This window comes from Candidatus Roizmanbacteria bacterium (assembly GCA_016699265.1).
Taxonomy (GTDB): Bacteria; Patescibacteriota; Microgenomatia; order UBA1406; family GWC2-37-13; genus CAZLQR01.
The window spans coordinates 55,999-74,475 of sequence record CP064967.1 but is presented as its reverse complement, the minus strand read 5'-3'; the positions used below and the strand labels follow the sequence as shown (position 1 = coordinate 74,475).

20 protein-coding genes and 1 pseudogene are annotated in these 18,477 nt (G+C 40.9%); 8 read left to right on the top strand and 13 right to left on the bottom strand.

Going from position 1 to position 18,477, the window contains the following annotated elements; all coding sequences use genetic code 11:
- Positions 1-9: 9 nt before the first annotated feature.
- Positions 10-1,877 (top strand): annotated as a pseudogene (gene acs, locus IPH70_00410) (acetate--CoA ligase).
- Here acs and IPH70_00405 read toward each other — a convergent pair.
- On the bottom strand, positions 1,841-2,587 hold the full coding sequence (locus IPH70_00405) for a GGDEF domain-containing protein (protein QQR63989.1): 747 nt from the start codon (positions 2,585-2,587) through the stop codon (positions 1,841-1,843). The pseudogene acs and the gene IPH70_00405 overlap by 37 nt on opposite strands.
- A gap of 36 nt (positions 2,588-2,623) precedes the next feature.
- Here IPH70_00405 and IPH70_00400 point away from each other — a divergent pair, with 36 nt between their 5' ends.
- The 3 genes from IPH70_00400 to IPH70_00390 are packed head-to-tail and all read left to right on the top strand — an operon-like array spanning position 2,624 to position 5,631.
- The gene (locus IPH70_00400; protein ID QQR63988.1) at positions 2,624-4,525 is read left to right on the top strand and encodes a transketolase; all 1,902 of its coding nucleotides are present in this window, start codon (positions 2,624-2,626) and stop codon (positions 4,523-4,525) included.
- A 6-nt stretch (positions 4,526-4,531) separates the two neighbouring features.
- A complete protein-coding gene (locus tag IPH70_00395; protein ID QQR63987.1) occupies positions 4,532-5,065 on the top strand; it encodes a hypothetical protein in 534 nt (177 codons plus the stop codon).
- Between the two features lie 47 nt (positions 5,066-5,112).
- Positions 5,113-5,631, top strand: a complete 519-nt coding sequence (locus IPH70_00390; protein QQR63986.1) for a hypothetical protein — start codon at positions 5,113-5,115, stop codon at positions 5,629-5,631.
- A gap of 5 nt (positions 5,632-5,636) precedes the next feature.
- Here the strand turns inward: IPH70_00390 and IPH70_00385 are convergent, their stop codons facing one another.
- Genes IPH70_00385 through IPH70_00370 form a run of 4 tightly spaced genes read right to left on the bottom strand, consistent with a single transcriptional unit; the run spans position 5,637 to position 10,028 of the window.
- Entirely contained in the window at positions 5,637-6,458 is an 822-nt protein-coding gene (locus IPH70_00385) for a hypothetical protein (GenBank protein QQR63985.1), read from the bottom strand.
- Positions 6,459-6,463: 5 nt separating this feature from the next.
- Complete coding sequence (locus tag IPH70_00380) at positions 6,464-7,120, bottom strand: histidine phosphatase family protein (GenBank protein ID QQR63984.1); 657 nt, start codon at positions 7,118-7,120, stop codon at positions 6,464-6,466.
- Positions 7,117-9,519, bottom strand: coding sequence for a cation-translocating P-type ATPase (locus IPH70_00375; protein ID QQR63983.1), 2,403 nt, complete (start codon positions 9,517-9,519; stop codon positions 7,117-7,119). The genes IPH70_00380 and IPH70_00375 overlap by 4 nt, the downstream gene beginning before the upstream one ends.
- A gap of 11 nt (positions 9,520-9,530) precedes the next feature.
- The gene (locus IPH70_00370) at positions 9,531-10,028 is read right to left on the bottom strand and encodes a hypothetical protein (GenBank protein ID QQR63982.1); all 498 of its coding nucleotides are present in this window, start codon (positions 10,026-10,028) and stop codon (positions 9,531-9,533) included.
- 74 nt (positions 10,029-10,102) lie between these two features.
- On the opposite strand from IPH70_00370, the gene IPH70_00365 reads away from it, so the two are divergent.
- Complete coding sequence (locus IPH70_00365; GenBank protein ID QQR63981.1) at positions 10,103-10,780, top strand: cytidylate kinase-like family protein; 678 nt, start codon at positions 10,103-10,105, stop codon at positions 10,778-10,780.
- Here the strand turns inward: IPH70_00365 and IPH70_00360 are convergent.
- The 7 genes from IPH70_00360 to IPH70_00330 form a co-directional block, all read right to left on the bottom strand.
- Positions 10,770-11,339: a gamma-glutamylcyclotransferase gene (locus IPH70_00360; protein ID QQR63980.1), complete on the bottom strand. Its 570-nt coding sequence runs from the start codon at positions 11,337-11,339 to the stop codon at positions 10,770-10,772. The genes IPH70_00365 and IPH70_00360 overlap by 11 nt on opposite strands.
- A gap of 41 nt (positions 11,340-11,380) precedes the next feature.
- On the bottom strand, positions 11,381-12,178 hold the full coding sequence (locus IPH70_00355; protein ID QQR63979.1) for a 50S ribosomal protein L1: 798 nt from the start codon (positions 12,176-12,178) through the stop codon (positions 11,381-11,383).
- 105 nt (positions 12,179-12,283) lie between these two features.
- Positions 12,284-12,709, bottom strand: a complete 426-nt coding sequence (gene rplK / locus IPH70_00350) for a 50S ribosomal protein L11 (protein ID QQR63978.1) — start codon at positions 12,707-12,709, stop codon at positions 12,284-12,286.
- Positions 12,710-12,713: 4 nt separating this feature from the next.
- Entirely contained in the window at positions 12,714-13,340 is a 627-nt protein-coding gene (gene nusG / locus IPH70_00345; protein ID QQR63977.1) for a transcription termination/antitermination factor NusG, read from the bottom strand.
- 12 nt (positions 13,341-13,352) lie between these two features.
- A complete protein-coding gene (gene secE / locus IPH70_00340) occupies positions 13,353-13,526 on the bottom strand; it encodes a preprotein translocase subunit SecE (GenBank protein ID QQR64393.1) in 174 nt (57 codons plus the stop codon).
- A 54-nt stretch (positions 13,527-13,580) separates the two neighbouring features.
- A complete protein-coding gene (locus IPH70_00335; protein QQR63976.1) occupies positions 13,581-14,504 on the bottom strand; it encodes a hypothetical protein in 924 nt (307 codons plus the stop codon).
- A 1-nt stretch (position 14,505) separates the two neighbouring features.
- Entirely contained in the window at positions 14,506-15,243 is a 738-nt protein-coding gene (locus tag IPH70_00330) for a hypothetical protein (protein QQR63975.1), read from the bottom strand.
- Between the two features lie 110 nt (positions 15,244-15,353).
- Between IPH70_00330 and IPH70_00325 the strand changes: the two genes are divergently transcribed.
- From IPH70_00325 to IPH70_00315, 3 genes are read left to right on the top strand one after another with little or no spacing between them, the layout of a single operon-like run.
- A complete protein-coding gene (locus tag IPH70_00325) occupies positions 15,354-15,944 on the top strand; it encodes a helix-hairpin-helix domain-containing protein (GenBank protein QQR63974.1) in 591 nt (196 codons plus the stop codon).
- Between the two features lie 4 nt (positions 15,945-15,948).
- Positions 15,949-16,737: a ComEC/Rec2 family competence protein gene (locus IPH70_00320; protein QQR63973.1), complete on the top strand. Its 789-nt coding sequence runs from the start codon at positions 15,949-15,951 to the stop codon at positions 16,735-16,737.
- A gap of 1 nt (position 16,738) precedes the next feature.
- Positions 16,739-17,575, top strand: coding sequence for an MBL fold metallo-hydrolase (locus IPH70_00315; GenBank protein QQR63972.1), 837 nt, complete (start codon positions 16,739-16,741; stop codon positions 17,573-17,575).
- On the opposite strand, the gene IPH70_00310 is transcribed toward IPH70_00315, so the two are convergent.
- Positions 17,562-18,308 (bottom strand): hypothetical protein, encoded by a 747-nt coding sequence (locus IPH70_00310; GenBank protein QQR63971.1) that lies wholly within the window; start codon positions 18,306-18,308, stop codon positions 17,562-17,564. The genes IPH70_00315 and IPH70_00310 overlap by 14 nt on opposite strands.
- Positions 18,309-18,477: the final 169 nt, after the last annotated feature.

Here is an 18,477-nt window from a genome sequence, read left to right as displayed (position 1 = left end):
TTACTCTACATGGACGAAACTGCTATTAAACCCTCTCCGGACTTAGTCGAATCTTCATACGTGAAAGACTACGAAAAACTATATGCAGAGTCTGTAGCTCAACCTGAGGCCTTCTGGGAAAACATCGCTAAGGAACTGAGTTGGTTCAAGCCGTGGGACACAGTTCTTGACTGGCAGTATCCATATGCCCACTGGTTTAAAGGAGCAAAGTGCAACATCGTGAATAATGCACTCGATAGGCATTTGAAGACAGCGACCAAGGATAAGATGGCGCTCGTCTGGGAGGGTCAGGATGGAGGCGTGCGAACATTTACATATCAACAACTCAACGATGAAGTCTGCAAACTCGCAAATGCCTTGAAAACGCTCGGAATTAAAAAAGGAGATCGAGTCAGCATCTATCTTCCAAGACTTCCGGAGCAGACAATCAGTATGCTTGCATGCGCTAAGATTGGAGCCGTTCATACGGTTGTGTACTCAGGATTCTCGACAGACGCAATGAAAAATCGAGTTACCGAAGCAGAGTCGAAGGTCGTTATTACAGCAGATGGATATCATTTTAGAGAGAAGCTCATCGACACTAAAAAAACGGTGGATAATGCAGTAAAAGACTGTCCTTCAGTACAAAAAATGATTATCGTGAAAAGAACCGGTAATCCCGTTGAAATGGTTGAGGGACGAGATCTCTGGTGGGATGATGTGCTCGCCAAACAGGATAGCATTTGTTCTACCGAAATTATGGATGCAGAGGATCCCCTTTTTATTCTTTACACATCGGGAAGTACCGGCAAACCAAAAGGGATTGTTCACAGCCATGGAGGTTATATGGTTGGAATATATATAACGCTTAAGTGGATCTTCAATCTTCAACCAACAGATGTTTATTGGTGCACCGCAGATCCAGGGTGGATTACAGGCCATAGTTACATAGTCTACGCTCCGCTTATTAACGGAATAACTAACTTCATATATGAAGGTCCGCCTGACTTTCAGATCCTGGAAAATGGTGGTCTTTGCTTTCTAAATATAAAGTTTCTAAGTTTTACACGACTCCTACCGCAATCAGAGCTTTAATGAAGTATGGAGAAGAATGGCCAAACAAATTTGATTTTTCAAATGTAAAAATCTTGGGAAGTGTTGGTGAACCAATTAACCCAGAGGCATGGAAATGGTATCATCGGGTCATTGGAGGAGGACGATGCCCGATAATGGATACTTGGTGGCAAACCGAAACGGGAATGCACATTCTATCCCCACTACCATCAGTTGTGCTTAAACCTGGCTCAGCCTTCAAGCCTTTCCCCGGTCTTGAATTAGACGTTGTAGACCATGATGGTCAACCTGTCGAACGGAATAAACAGGGCTTCTTAATAATTAAAAAGCCTTGGCCAGCGATGATGAAGGATATCTATAAAAACGAAGAAAAGTATAGAAAATCTTACTGGGAAGAGATTCCGAATGTGTACTTCACGGGAGACACTGCCAAAATCGATGAAGATGGATATTTTTGGATTCTCGGAAGAAATGATGATGTTCTGAAGGTTTCAGGTTACCGATTTGGTTCTGCAGAACTAGAAAGTGCGTTTGTCGCTCATCCGTCAGTTGCCGAGGCGGCAGTTATCGGTAAACCCCACGAAGTCAAAGGAGAGTCGATCAAGGCCTTTATTATTCTTAAGGTTGGTCAGCAACCAACCGATGAACTGAAGGCAGAGCTCAAGAAAAAAGTAAGAGAGATGATCGGACCAATCGCAACGCCTGATGAGATCGAGTTTGTAACATCGTTACCAAAAACAAGAAGTGGAAAAATAATGCGTAGAGTATTGAAAGCGCAGGAACTTGGTCAACCCTTAGGAGATACCTCGACGTTAGAAAACTGAGGAGTTCCGTTATCGTCAATTCCCTCAAACTTCACAACTTGGTTTCTTCCGTTTGCTTTTGCTTGATAGAGTGCTTGATCCGCACAATGAACGAGATCTTGAGGCCGCTCGATATGGGCACCGTTTGGAAAGAGAACGAGACCTACACTGGTCGTGACAGACTCGTTTTTGGGTCCGGCAACATGGCCGGTCATGACTTTTTCCGCAATTGTTTTCCTGTAACGATCGACCATCTTAACCAAATCCTCTGGCGTTAGTTTATGAGACTCCCTAATTATGAGTCCGAACTCTTCCCCTCCAAGCCTCGCAAATACATCTTCCTCTCGGATCTTACCCTTAATGCTGTCGGCAAATAATTTTAAAACTCTGTCCCCTTCCATATGTGAAAAACGATCATTTACGCTTTTAAATCTATCGAGATCTAATATCAGTACTCCGATTTGCGTCCTAATGCCATCACTTTGTTCTCGACTCGTAAGATTGAATGCGTCCTGCAATTCCTCATTAAAATATCGTCTGTTAAAAGCTCCGGTTAGCGGATCTACCATTGCTAACTCCTCAAGCTTCTTTACACGCCTTCCACCTATAATTTTATCTGCCACAATTTCTCGAGCAAGTTTTTCTGGAGCACCTTTTGCAACATAACCCGCAACCTGTTCTGGATGTTTTGTTGGCTTTACTAATCGTGGTGTTTCTTGTCCTTCTGCCATAAAAATATGAGATAGCTTATACTGAAATTATACTCTATGCAATCTTCACAAGAAATTCAGGAACTGTGTAAGTTGGTTCGTCGCCATATTCTAACCTCAACAACACACGCCGGATCCGGCCACCCTACTTCCTCACTTTCGGCTGTCGAACTTATAACAACGCTCTTTTTTTCAGGACCATACCATTACAACATCGACGAACCACATATATTAAACAATGACAGATTTATCCTTTCCAAAGGTCATGCATCGCCACTTCTTTACGCTCTGTATCGCGTTGCAGGCGCACTAACTGATGATGACCTAATGAAGTTGCGAGATCATAATTCTCGACTGGAAGGCCACCCAACGCCACTCTTCCCATATCACGATGTCGAGACAGGATCGCTTGGACAAGGTTTATCAATCGGTCTGGGAATGGCGTTAGGAATTAATTTAAGAACCAAGAACTTAGAACTCAGAACTAACAGAAAACCAATAGTTTTTGTTCTATTAGGTGATAGTGAAGTTGCAGAAGGTCAAGTCTGGGAAGCTGCGGAACTTGCATCGCATTATAAAACATCTAATTTGATCGCAATCCTCGACGTGAATCGTCTCGGTCAACGAGGAGAGACAATGCTTGGATGGGATCTACAAACGTATGCAGACCGTTTTAAAGCCTTTGGATGGAATGTCGCGATAATAGAAGACGGTCACAACATTGATGAAATACAAAAGGCTTACCAGCAAACCCTCCCTGACAATCAACCAACCATTTTCATAGCCAAAACAATAAAAGGAAAAGGTGTTTCGTTTCTCGAAAATAAAGAGGGCTGGCACGGGAAACCGGTTCCAAAGGATAAGCTAGATGAAGCGCTTAAAGAACTCGGAGAAGTTAATTATGATTTGGTTGGCAAAATTAATTCTCCAGATTTAAATGATCAAATATCAGTAGTCAGCGACAATCTGAACACAGACAGCCGAGAGCTAACAACCACGCAATATTCTCTAGGTGAGAATATCGCTACCCGTCAAGCCTATGGTGACGCTCTTGTTGAACTGGGAAAAAGCGATGATAACTTAGTCGTTCTTGATGCTGAAATGTCCAACTCAACATTTTCTGAAAAATTTAAGAGAGTTTTTCCCAACCGCTTCTTCGAGATGTTCATCGCTGAGCAAAATATGGTTTCCGTAGCGTTGGGGCTTTCGAAGATAGGATTTAAACCATTCATCTCAACCTTTGGATCGTTTCTTACGAGAGCCTTTGACCAAATTCGCATGAGTCAGTACTCATATGTTAATCTCACCTTCTGTGGATCGCATGTTGGAGTCTCAATGGGGCAGGATGGATCATCCCAAATGGGACTTGAAGATATTTCGATGTTTCGGAGCGTGTTAAATAGCACTATTTTATACCCATCAGATGCAAATTCAGCGATACAGCAGCTTAAATTACTTCATGGTCAAAAAGGAATTAATTACTTAAGAACGACTCGCGCAACTCTTCCGGTCTTATGCACCACAGAAGAGACAAAATCTATGAAAATTGGCGGGTCCAAAATTCTTCGTCAGAGCCAGAATGACAAGGCAGTAGTCTTCACCGCCGGTATTACATTGCATGAGGCGCTCAAGGCACGTGAAGCCCTAAAAAACGAGGGTATTTCGATAGCAATCGTAGACCTCTACTCTATCAAGCCGATTGATGCAGAAACAATAAAAAAATTCGCTCATTTACCGATAATAGTCGTTGAAGATCATTATGCAGCTGGAGGAATAGGCGAAGCAGTTCTTTCCTCACTCGCAAGTTCTAAGTTACAAGCTAAAAGTTTCGATCACCTCTGCGTTCACAATATTCCTCACAGCGGCACGCCTGAAGAAAATTTACATTATCAAGAAATAGATGCCTCTGCTATTGTTAAGGCAGTAAAAGCTTTACATTCTATATCCCATAGTATATAATTGGGGATGTCTGACGATTCTTCAATATCTCTTACTCACGCAACAAATAACTTTCTCGCAATAGGACCTCTTAAGATCCCGTCGGTTATGTCCGAACTACTGGGAAGAACTGTTACACCAAAGAAAGAGCTCGTTTATCTAAGTGGGTTTGAGTTGGTTATTGTAAAGGATGGCAACGAAACCATTCCACAGTTTGCGCTCAACCCTGTTGATTATAGCGAAGTTACACTGGCACAGTACCACGACCTCACAGCACATGAATTAGAGTTGATAAACAAATTCTGTAGAGTTGGCGAAATTAACGAAGCTCGGTTAGACCGTACTGGTTTTGGACGTTTGAAACAACACTTTCTTATTCATCATCTTCGAGAAGGAGTTCCCTATGTTAGGTATGACTTCGACTCTGAAACAGACACGATAATTGAGGCGATCTACACAGAAGCAGAGCTTGGAATGATTAATCCGTTCCTGGATGAGTATCGAGCCATGGCAAAACAGATCAGGGAGCACCCTCTCCTCCCCCTACAAAGTAGAAAATAAGAGATCTATTGACAAGGCCCTCCTTAGTGCTACAATATGACCTTCTTATGTCTACCGATCAAAGAATCAATGCCCACTACATGGCAGCAGGAGCATTAAAAGACTCTCGTGTGATGGAAGCGCTACTTGGCGAACTTCCCGCCTCACATCAAATGGAACTTCAGGGATTCATGTTAGGTCTTGTACATGGCACCGATGTCAATGCGAGAATGAGAACCGATGTAGTTGACTCGGGGTTTAGTACAAGAGTCTTGGTGCCCAACCGTACTGCCTCTGTTACTGCGCGACTGTACACTGGACTTACAGCTGAACAGTTAGAAATAGTAAGAATGTTTACCTTCGACGGTGTTATTACTAAAGAAGGCACGGTTTCAATAGGTAATGACAATGAAGCCGTTGGTGAAGCTAAAATTCACTTAATTAAAGAGGGTCTACCATACGAAGAACTTTCCATAGAAGATCGCGAAATATTTCCTAACGGACTCGAGGGCACTATCGCAGCAGCTGGAAAAACTCGTAGACGTTTTGAAGGGCGTTTTCATGGTCCATCTCCAGAACGAAGATAAACTTCTTAGTGTAGGAATAAAATTTTATAGACTTCCCAGAAACCCCAGACTGCAAGACCGATGAATACGATGCTTCCCGCAAATGAGATTAATGGATTCTTGACAGCCGTGATTGTTTTCTTAGGTGAGATGAAAAGAGCCATATTTAGAACCATGTGACCTAAAAATACTCCGATAGCAAAACCGAATACATTAACAATAGAGAAAAGTGGAACGTAGCCAGCAAAATCATCAAGGCCTAAAATGAATGGAATTGTGAATGAAGCAACGAAAAGACCAATAAAGGTAAGTCCTTTTGTGGGTTTTAGTGTTGGATGTGGAATTATGTATTTAAGAACAGGAGCAACAAAGCTGTTAATTTTAGTTAATGTCGATTCCAGACCGCCAGAGAAAGTCTTAAACCAGCTCGGAAATTTTGCATCCCACTGATGTACATGCTCGAATCCATCCTGAGCAAGCCTCAACAAGACTAAGGCGGCTATAAATATCATCAAAGCAAGAAGCCACTCAACATCTCTAAAAAAATTCCATATCGTCAAGACGATTAATGTCCCAAGTGCATTCCCCACCGCAGTACCAATCTCTATTGCTATTCTGTTTTTTACACCATCATACGCAGCCATAAGATTTCCAATCAGAAGAGCGAAGTCCACCGATGTCTTCAAGTAGATCGTCAAACCGACCAAAACATCACCCCATCTCACCTGCAACAAAATGTCGGTTCCCGTAAAACGATTTAATAGAAGAATAAAGCCGTATAGAAGAGAGCATAATGCTCCGAAAACTACCACCGTTAATGCAATGGGAATAAATTGATTTTTTACCATATGTACTATTTCAACTCACCTAAATGGGCATGATCATTCCATGTGATAACACACCAATAATCTTCTTTTTTATACAAACCACGCATACCTTCTCCGAATTTACAGACCGTGATACCGGTATTATGAACTCTGAACGCATCATATATCTTCTCAAATTGCTGTACTGTCGCCTCTTTTCCGAAGACAATGCAGGTTAAGATAAATCGCATATACGTTGCATGAGTAACGACTACAATATTTTCTTCCCTGCGTTGCTCTAAAAATCGAAGAAGTTTTTGCGCTCTTTCAAGAGCTTCCGTATGGTTTTCCTCATCGGAGTGATGATAATCTGGCAGATGTTTTTTAGTCTCCATCTCCTTTACCGTACTCAAAACCTCCTCGGAATCATATCTTTTGCCAACTAACACACTTGGTCTTTTTCTCTCTCGTAAAAGCTCGGTGACTTCGACTTCCTTTCCAACAATCTGTGCAATCTCATCTGCCGTTGCTCGAGCTCTAGAAAAATCACTTGAAAGAATGCAGTCAAGATCAATGCTCTCAAAACGCTTCGCAACTGTTTTCGCCTGTCGAACACCACGCTCATTCAGTTCATCAGAATGATCTTGATGCACCTCAGATAAATTGCCGAACGTTTGGCCATGTCTTACAAAATATACTTTCATGAAGGTTTGTAAATTAATTTATATAACCAGATCCCAATTGTAGCACATGCGGATAAAGCGACCATTATTATAAACAAATTAAATGACACCAACTGAAGGCCAAACAATTTTGCGAATGCTGGCACATTAAGCATGATGAACTGGAGTACAAATGGTGACAAAAATGCTACTATGAACATCCCCGAACGAAGTAGAGTTATATTTTTGACAAATGATCTGTGTGAGAGCCATATATCCACAAAGACGTATGACTGTGTTAGAGCTAGAACTGTAAACGCAGCTGTCCTAGCATAACTCTCACCAAATTGAACAAATGCGTAATAAGAGCCAAGAACAACTATTGACCCGAATATTCCAATCACAAAAATAAAAATAGTGTCGAAACGTGAAAAAATAGTAATTTCCCGTTCAGGTCTTTCCGACATCACTCCTTTATCTCCCGGGCTAAAAGCGAGAGCTATCGCAGGCAAACCGTCGGAGACAAGATTTATGTATAAAAGTTGAATCGGGTGAAACAAAGTTGGCACTCCTACAGTCAAAGCAATTATGAGAGCGGCAGCTTCAGTTAAGTTGGTTGTGAGCAAATACTTAACTGTGTTACTGAGTTTTTGAACTATATTTCTTCCCTCCTCGATGGCGTTTACTATCGTTGCAAAGTTGTCGTCCGAAAGAATTATATCGGCTGTTTCTCGCGCTACGTCAGTACCAATTAATCCCATAGCGATCCCAACATTTGCCCGTTTTAAAGCTACAACGTCATTGACGCCGTCACCTGTAACCGCGACTATTTTCCCCAATTTTTGGTAAAGAAAGACGATACGACTTTTTTGAATAGGACTAGTTCGTGCAAAAATTCTAATCTTTTCCAGTTTGGTTAATAACTCTTCGTCAGAACAGGCATCAAGCTGGGACCCGGTCACAATTTCTTCACCCTCTCTAAGTAGTCCTATCTGAACTCCAATTGCCTCTGCTGTCTGCGCATTGTCTCCGGTCACCATGACCACCTCTACTCCCGCCTTCCTCGATCGTTCAATCGCCTCTCGCGCCTCTGGTCTTGGTGGGTCATAGAGTGCCACGATACCTAAGTTTACGTTTTTATCTGCAAATGCTATTACTCTGAATCCTTTATTTGTCCAGTCGTTCAGTGTTTTTTTGAACTTTGGACTGAGCGGTTCTTTCAGCACGGTCTCTGGAGCTCCCTTAATAAGTATATGTTCAACTCCACCCTTTCTGACCTTAACTAACATCTGTTTCGTTACAGAGTCAAACGGCTCCTCATCTTCTATCTTCCACTCCTTACGAGTCCGTTCGACATCCAGACCTTGTTCTTGAGCATATAGTAGAAGAGCGCCCTCAGTTGGATCACCAAGAAAGTCGTAAGAGCCATGATCGTGAATCTTGACTAACGAAGCAGTTGAACATAGAACACTGTTTAAGAGTATCAGTCTCTGATTTTCATCCTTCTCAACGTAGAGCTCCTTCACGCGCATCTGATTAGTCGTAAGCGTTCCTGTTTTATCAGTAGCGATTAAGTTTACATTTCCCAATGCTTCAATTGCAGAAAGCTTTCTAACTATTGCTTTGCGTCTTGCCATCGCCTTTACTCCTATTGAGAGTGTTACGGTCATCGCGGCAGGTAATCCTTCCGGTACGATCGCTACTGCCAAGGAAATAGCAAGAAGAAATGCGAGATATCCGCCGTTACCTTGAAGATACGAAAGCCCAAAGACAAAGACAGACATCGCAATACCAATAATGCCTATGAGTCTCGATAGACTCTCTAACTTTAACTGCAGCGGAGTTTTGGTTCTCTCAACCTCGGACAGATTTTTGGTAATACCTCCAAACTTAGTATGAGTTCCGATTTTTTCTACCCTGATATGACCGTGTCCCTTTGCAACTATCGTCCCCATAAAAACCTCTTCGCCTCTATTCTTAGGAATAGATAGAGATTCTCCGGTGAGAGAAGACTCATTGAGCTCTAAGGCCTGAGACTGTACGATTACTGCATCTGCAGGTATCTTCGAACCATCCTCTATATATACTATATCCCCGTGGACTAGTAGCGCACTATCAAGCTCCTGCTCCTTACCATCACGAAACACTCTAACTATTGTTTTTGAGAATTTTTGCAACAACTCTACAGCCTCCTCAGCCTTACCTTCTTGATATACTCCAACGCCCGCGTTAAGAACGACGATTGCGAGAATTAAAAAAGACTCCACCTTTTCTCCAACAAAAAATGACAGTCCTGCCGCTGCAATAAGTAGATAAATAAGAACGCTGTTTAACTGTTGGAATAGTTTAAGCGCCAATGAAGGCTTTTTCGGATGTGGTATCTCGTTGCGCCCATGTTCTCTGAGAAGTAACGCTGCTTGATCTGAAGAAAGTCCCTGCATATTTATCACATTTATACCTTAGCACTATCTGATGGATATAGCTGTTCGTACGCATACATCATTGTGTCGAGTATCATATCCTTTTTTTGCTCAGCCTCCTCAAGCGTAATCGCCTCCAGATTGTGGGGAAAGTAATGAAAAACTCTATTTCTTCCTTCGGTCCAAGAAGTCCACATTCTTTCTGCCAAATCTCTTGTTCCAAAATCGACCAATTTCTTATAGAGCGATTCATCACCTAACTTACCCACCATATGAGGAGACATTAATTTACCGAGCCTCAGATGATCCGAAAAATAGTCTGACTCTGAAATGAATCCGATATCTTTGAAAAGTTGTTTCAGAAACCCCTCGTATGCTTTTGCGTATGGAAAAACCATGAAGGCATAGTCATCGAAGTTAAACTTTCCCTCCTCAATTACCTCGTGGCGAATGAAGTCGCCCTGATGAATTAAGTCCTTCTGTTTTTGGGACATGTATTTCCAAAAATCGGTTGTCGTATCGTGCTGCATTACTTAATGCTATAAAATCACTTGCATTATTGCAATTAAAGACTAAGATAATTGAGGCAAAATTTTCCGATCCTATGAAAAAACTGTTTGAGCTTATAAATCGAAACATTCTTAGCTCTAAAGTTGAAGACTTTATAAAAAATCGTCGAGCAGGAGACAGGCATCCAATCATTACTATCTCGCGTGAATACGGCTCAGGAGGAAGCATCGTAGCTCAAAAACTAGCTCCTATTCTTGGAGGAAACTGGAGAATTTTTCATGAGGAAATCGTAAATGAGATTGCGAAGGAAGCGCGTCTTGAAAAGAAGCTTATTCGAGAGATCGACGAAAAGCATGTACCTCTTATCGAAGAATTGACCGAAGACTTCTTTGGTAAGCGCTACATGACGCTCCGTAGTTACTCAAGACACCTTCTTAAGATTTTGTCAGTTATCGGTTTGAGAGGTAATGCAATTATCATTGGACGAGGGGCTCAGTTTCTTTTTCCCTCAGCGCTCAAGGTTAGAATAATAGCCGATATGGAAGACCGCGTTAAGACAATTATTAAGTTCAAGAAAATTTCGGAAAAACGCGCAAGGTTGCTCATCGATAAGATTGATGCAGAGCGAAATGAATTTAATAAATCGTTATATAACCATGACCAACGCAAAGCTCATCACTACGACTTGGTTATTAAAATAAGCGAGACCTGTAATTTAGATGATGCGGCAAAAATCATCCTCAGTCTTGCAAAAAGTAGATTTAAGATCTAGAAATATCCTCTGAAGGAATCGCTCCTTCTTGCGATAGACCATTCCGCTCCAGAAACTGCATTCTCGCCCCTTCTGCAACTCTTTGAAATTCGCTTAACTCCCTGAGAAATGGTGGGTAATCCATTCCGTCAACTATTCGGTCCAGATCTTGGCCATAGCCCAATATCTCTGTTTGGATCTCAACTTCCTGTCCTTCCTCATCTGTAACCGTCACCATCTGCTCTTTGTACCAATCTCCTACCAGCTCCCAGTCACGAACCAAAGCTCTATCTCTATCTGTTAAATCCCACATTGTTCCGAGGACCTCTCCCTCACCTGGTCGAATTACATACGTTTCAAAGGACTCTGGATCTGACCATGCTCCTCCAATTATTTCTTTTACCGGTACGGGTAACATGGACCCTACCATCATAGTGTCTGGTATTTGATCAAATCGTTGAACTCCAAGCTCATACCCTTTTAAAACAACAGGAACACCTTTTAATTGCTCGATTGGTTTCCCCGTAATAGCAGACATCATCTCTGCAGTTTTATTTGCACCATAGCCGAAGTATTTCATAGACGAATTGATTATATCAGCCTGGAAGATATTACGTAATATTATGAAACGGAGATTCGAAGTGCTGGAGACATGGTGGTCTTAATGAAGACTTCCTTTATCTTAGCTGGTCCAACTGCTTGGATAAATGTCTGAACATTCTCAGTAATGGCCTTATCGTCTAATGAAACTTTTCCAATCATCTGGTGAACGATGGGAAACTTCGCCTCGCTTTTCCACTTCATAAGTCCACCTGCAAATTTCTTAGCGATCTCCTCAGGCTTAGGAGAGATGGTTCCGGTCTTTGGATTAGGCATTAATCCTCTTGGACCCAAAACCTTCGCGTATCGGGCTAATTTGGGCATAAATGATGGATGTGAAACCAGGATGTCAAAATCAATCTTATTTTCTGCAAGCTTATCGAGAAGCGCATCGTCCACAATCGCAACTCGAACTGTTTTTCCGGTAGAGTGAGGTAGAGAAACCTCGCCTCTCAGACCTTCGGCTGTAGTATTAATATGAAGTTCTACAGATTCGTCAAACTTTGCATATTTGATCTTCTTTAATATCGAGACTGCCTCATCCAATGCGTAGACCTTTTCTTGCTTCACTTGATCCTTCGCTCCTCGATAATTTTTACCTCGCGTACGTTTCTTAGTTTCCTTTATAACGACCTTCTTTATTTTCTTTGGTTTCTCAACAGCCTCAGTTGACACTTCTGCAGTAGAATCCTTTATCTCTTCCTGCTCAGGTGCGGTTTTGGTAACAATCTTTTTTTCTTGAGCGCGCTTTTTCTGCTCTTTTTTTTGTTCCTTTTCAACGTCTTCTAAGCCGATTACTCTGGTTCTTATTTTTCCCATATATTCGTTAGTTCTAAATTTTTATTTCTAAGTTCTTATTTAATTTCTAATTTCTAATTTCTAATTACACTAATGCATTAAAAACTAAAAAATAAGAACTAAAAATTATACTTCGACGTCTACGCCCATCGATCTCGCAGTACCTGCGACAATTCGAGAAGCCTGATCGACATCATACGCATTTAAATCTTTTAGTTTTTCTGTTGCAATCTCAGCTACCTGAGCCTTCGTTAGTTTTCCGACCTTCTCCATATTTGGCTTACCGGAGCCCTTTGTGATTCCTGCTTTTTTCTTGATCATCTCAGAAACAGGAGGAAGCTTGGTTACGAATGTAAAGCTACGATCCTCGTATACAGTGATCACCGCAGGAATGACCTGGCCTTTTTGACCTGCCGTCTTAGCATTGTATTCCTTGATGAAGTCCATGATAGGAACTCCATGCTGACCTAGTGCTGGACCAACTGGAGGCGCTGGAGTTGCTTCTCCTGCTGCGAGATTTAGTTTTAAAATTGTCTTTACTTTTTTTGCCATATTTTTATAGTTTCACAACCTGTAAGAAATCTAATTCAACCGGAGTTTCTCGATCAAAAATTGAGACCAAAACGCGCACTTTACCTTTTTCATCATCAATTGCTTCAATAGTTCCAAGAAAGTCTGCAAAAGGACCTTCAATAATCTTAACTGCCTCTCCGACTGAGAATTTGGTCTTAAACTTGGGTTGTTCTTGCTGCACGAACCTCATTATGGCGTCGACCTCCCTATTGCTTATTGGGGTTGGCTTAAGTCCCGCTCCAACAAAACCAGTAACGCCCTCGGTGGTTCTTACCACTAACCAAGAATCATCATCAAGAATCATCTTTACTAAGACATATCCTGGGAAGACTTTTTCCATTGCCTTGGTTTTTTTACCCTTTTTGACGTTCACTGTTTCTCGTACAGGGATCGTAATCTCAAAAACTCGATCCTCAACTCCAAGACTCTTAATTCTCTGCTCGAGCGCAGACTTTACCCTACCTTCATATCCGGTTTTCACATGAATCACATACCATTTTTTCGGATCGTTGCTAAGGTCAGTCTGAACCTCAATTACTTCCTGAACTTCCTGAGGAATCTCGGGAGAAGTAGCATCAACGACATCGGTTGCACTTTTATCTATATCCATAAAAAAATAAAATTACTTTGTTGTTTTTGTCAAGATTTCTAATACCTTAGCTAGAAGAATATCAATTATACCCACATATGCGCCAATAATCAAGGATATCAATAATACGATAACGGTAAGACGTATTGTTTCCTTGCGAGTAGGCCATGAAACTTTTTTAAGTTCGCTAAGTAGTCCATCAAACATTGTTGCTCTTACAGCAGCTTCTTGATTCTGAGCCATAGCCAACATTGTAACATATTATCTCTTATTCCTTAAGAGGATCAGACCAATCAGTGAACCCAAAATCGCAACGGAAATTATTTTGAATGGAAATGCAAAAAATTTTGTCGATCTACTAAGCTGCACAGTATCATCGGCCAATGTAACGGCGGCACTTACACTATATCGACCTATAAAAAATCCCTTAAGAACTATCGAAAACTCGTCTTTTGAAAGCTTTGTAACCATGAGTCGACCTGAATGAGACAAGATATTATGACTTTCGAGTGGATATATCACCTTCTCCCCCAACGACCCACGGACAGTAATCGCTCCACCTGCGTATACGACGTTTTTCCCTTGATTTATAACATGTAACGTCATGGGGACCGAATCAAAACTATCAACTATGTTTCTCGCAACTTTAAACACATCAATAGTTCCTTTTGCCTGTGTTTTTCCTGACTTCGTTATAGTAACTAATATGGACGACGCAATTTGAGTCTTAATTCTTGCGCTATACTGCTTATCCAATAGCTCTGGTTGCGTTTCAACTATAAAGGCCAAACTGTAATCCCTTTCCGAAATTGAGCTTGGAACATTAAGGTCCACAAATATTTTTTTTACCTCACCATTTTTAATGGTTATACTTTTGATAAGCTCTGACTTCTCATCGTAGAATGACGCTTTAATCGGGAGGCCTTCCGCCGATCCATACTCTACAGACTTCCCATCACCTAGAATAGCGAAGGTTTTTATTAGTGGAATAAGACTAATCTCATCTGATCGATTCGTTATGGTAAACGGCACTCTCATTCTCACTCCAGGTTTAATTAATAACTCAATATTGGGGGGAGCGACTGCTAGATCAAGTCGTTGTGCTTCGACTGGAGCTTGAACACGACAAAATATTACGATCAGTAAGCAAAGCGTCAAAGCTCTTGCACTCTTTGAAGGTCTCATATTAAAAATCTGTTGTCGCTGTAATGATAATAGTGCTCTGATATATGCCCGTCTGTGTCTGTGGTTGTGGACGAAGTTTAAACTCCAAATCCAACTTCTGGCCGTCCTTATTAACGTCGCCCCTGAAAATCATTGCTGACTTTCCTGATGAGTAACCTTGATATAAAGGTCTGAATGCATACTTGCTACTGAACTCGCCCACCGTTGACCTGTCCACTCTATAACCGAATCCAAATCCAGTTTTCCACTCTCGAGCTAATGTTGGCGTGCAGGGTGAAGATTTGTCGTCGCAGTTTGTGGACATCACCGTAGCTCCAAAACTATTTTTAAACTGCTCCGCTTGCCTCACAGCCACAATAAATGGAGTCGCACTTATTCCCGTTAATTTGACGGAGGTTTTTTGTATAGATTCATCCACTATGTCAGCTTTATCAAAGACTAGCTGAGAGTTAGACAACTGCAATCTCAGATACGATCTGTCTGAGGAGTCTGTTTTAACTCGACTTACTGCTACGTATCCCCTACTTTCGAACTGTTTTTGCGATTGTGGTCCGAAACTCGATGAAATATCGTAATTCGCCGAACCTTGTTCTAGATCCTGCTGTAGACTGAGACTTTCAGACTCAATACGATACCTAGGTGACTGTAACTGCTGAGCATCTACATCCATTCTAGCAACTAACGGGAGCGAACTCGCCATACATGATACGATAAACACATTCAGCCAAACCAACCTCATACTGTCAGTATACTAAAGCAACTTTCTTAGCGATCAAACAATCTAAAATCTTAGATTTGTAGCATATAATCCATTGATCTCTCCATCAAACACTGATTTCATTACTTCAAATGCATGAAAAAATCGAAAACATAAAAGAACAGTTACTTTCCCACAAATTGGAGACATCTCTTCTTGGCCTTTGCTTATTAATGTTCGTCGTCTCTTTGTTGTTATTCACGCAGACAAAGATTGACACTACGGGCCAAACCTCCATTATCATTCAAAAAAACCAGCTAGGAGGAGCTTCTAACATGGTTGATATCGGAGGCGCAGTACGAAAACCAGGCGTTTACACGATTGAGACAGGTCAAAGGATATATGAGCTAATTGATAAAGCCGGCGGTTTAACCGACGATGCGGATCTTGTCTATTTTGATAAAAACATTAACCGTGCACAAAAGTTGAACGATCAGGTCAAAATATACATACCTTTTAAAACATATGAAAAACTCATAGTACCCTTTGTCTCAAGTTCCTCATTATTAGTAAGTCTAAATTCATCGACAATTTCAGATCTTGAGTCATTACCTGGAGTTGGTGAAGTCACTGCTAAGAAGATTATTGACAGTAGACCCTATTCCACAATAGAGGACTTACTAAATAGAAAAATTGTTAAAACAAATATATATGAAAAAATTAAACCTTTAGTTACGCTGTAATCGAGTGCCACAATTCTCTATTGATATTTTTACTAACGTGATAAATATATCGCTTGCTGAGCCGTATGCAGCCCTACTCAATGGGATCACTTTTGGCAAAGATATTCCTCCCTACCTCAATCTATATCAAAAATTCCAAAGAACTGGCCTGCTACACATCATGGTACTTTCAGGCTCGAACATAGCTATGCTTGGGGCCATGTTAGAGGCTGTCTTTGGCTTCGTTCATAAGAAAATAGCAGTCATACTCACCATCTGCTTTATTCTCGTATTTGCAGTAAGTGTTGGCTTTGAGCCACCTATTGTAAGAGCTGTAATTATGGGCGCGATCAGCCTCCTTGCTGTCGTCTATGAGCGCAAGGCAACCTCAATCTACTCTCTAGTCATTGCTGGATTTGTCTCTTTAATATTCTGGCCAAAATGGATAACGAGCGTGTCTTTTATGCTTTCTTATGGAGCAACTTTAGGAATAATCTTATTTGGATCAAGCAACTCAAAGAGTCCTTGGTGGCTGACAAGTGAACTAAGACTCAGTCTTGCAGCGCAGTTGTTTACAACGCCGATTATTTTTCTCTACTTCAAACAGCTATCTCTCGTTTCCCCTTTGACCAATATTCTAGTCTCATTCATCGTTGGACCCCTTATGTTTCTAGGACTCTGCATTGCGATCCTAGGGCTAATACATCCAGCACTAACAATTCCGTTCGCCATTATTGCCACGGGCATGCTGAAATATTTACTTTTTATTGTCAATCTATCCGATTTAGTTCCGTACTCATTCATTTCAATCTAAGATGCACGATAGTCCCGTATCTAAAACTGGATTCATTTCAGCCATTATATTTTCATTGCTCTTTTCAATCACAAGCTATCTATATGGCCAAAACAATCACTCTTTTGTGGTTTTCTGTGACGTTGGTCAAGGAGACGCAAGCTATATTCACATTCGACCCAATATCGATATTTTAATTGATGCGGGAAAAGGATCGTCCGTACTAGGTTGTCTTAGCAAATATATGAGCGTGAACGATAAAACTATCGAGATTGCATTCCTATCTCATCTCCAAAGCGATCATTATGGCGGCTACCAATACATCCCGCTTCGCTACAAAATTGAGCGGCTTTTTATGAATTACCCTAAGACAACCTCAATTGAAGCACTAAAACTCCTAAAAATTCTCAAACACAATAAAACCACCATAGAGCCTATATTTGCAGGTGCCTCTATTCAAATTCAAGCTGCAAAATTTAAAATACTTTGGCCTACTGAAGACTATGTGCAGGCCTCAAGCGCTAGTGATGACCCGAATAATGGCTCGCAGATTATCGTCTTTACCTTTAATGGACACTCGATCCTGTATACGGGTGACGCTTCACCAAAAACTCTAAAAAGGCTTCTGGAACAATCTATAAAAAAGATTGACATTCTAAAGATTCCCCATCATGGCTCTAAAAACGGTCTAATCAATGAATTCTTGATATTAGCAGACCCTACCTTCAGTGTGATAAGTGTAGGAAAAAATAATCCCTATGGTCATCCATCGTTAGAGATACTCGATATGCTTGAAAAAAGTGAAACCAATGTTTTACGGACGGATGTATTGGGAGATGTGATCTTTAACCTTGACTGAGAAGAATTTCCTTTATCTCTGAGAACAAATCTAGCGCCTCATATCCTATCCAAGATTTTCCAAGTAACTCCTTTGGCAAACCTGGATCTACTCTAATAAGGTCAACGTATGAGTTTACGATAACGGAAAACTTAGCTAACTTATCCATGTCTTTAGAAAGAACTTCGTGCCACTGCTTAAATAAATCCTTATATTTTTCATGTAACTTAACTTTACCCCATACCTTTTCGATCAAAACTTCCCTATCTCCAAAGACGTGTGAAGATTCAAACGCCTGTACATACTGTTGTTCCTCCTTACCTGATATAAGATTTTTGAGATCCCCGATAATTGGATGTGGAGTTAGCCAGAAAGATCTGTGCCATGGTCCGAGTCCCCAACTAGCAACTTCCCTTCTTAACTTATCCCTAAGCTCTCGTCTTCTCTCTGGAATTTCGTAGGAAAGAATCCGCCACACACCGTCCCAATCCTCTCTGAAAAACCTAAAGTATGGAAAATCTCTACTAACCTCTACAAATCCTACGTCTGTAAGTGAGTATGCATCTTTTTTAGTCTCATCCCTAAGTAGAGCGCCTTTTTTAATTAGCGCATTAATCGTAGACTTTGTTTTTTGGTTTAATGATAAGTCGAATATCTTAAGAAAAACATCGTCTATCGATACCGATTTCGCAGCTTTTCCTCCAAGTAAACAAAAAGCAAGTAGAATTTTAGATCTTCTTTCTTTTATTGCCATACAGCAAAATGTAACAAACGTACATGTTGTTGTCAAGATGAGATTGATTTTAAAAAACTTAAGTTTATACCCATATTAAGTTTTCGTAGTATGCTAACAAATAATAAAAATTAAAAATTATAATGAATATCGCTTCATAATAGGCTCAGCTTCATTTACTAAATTTTAT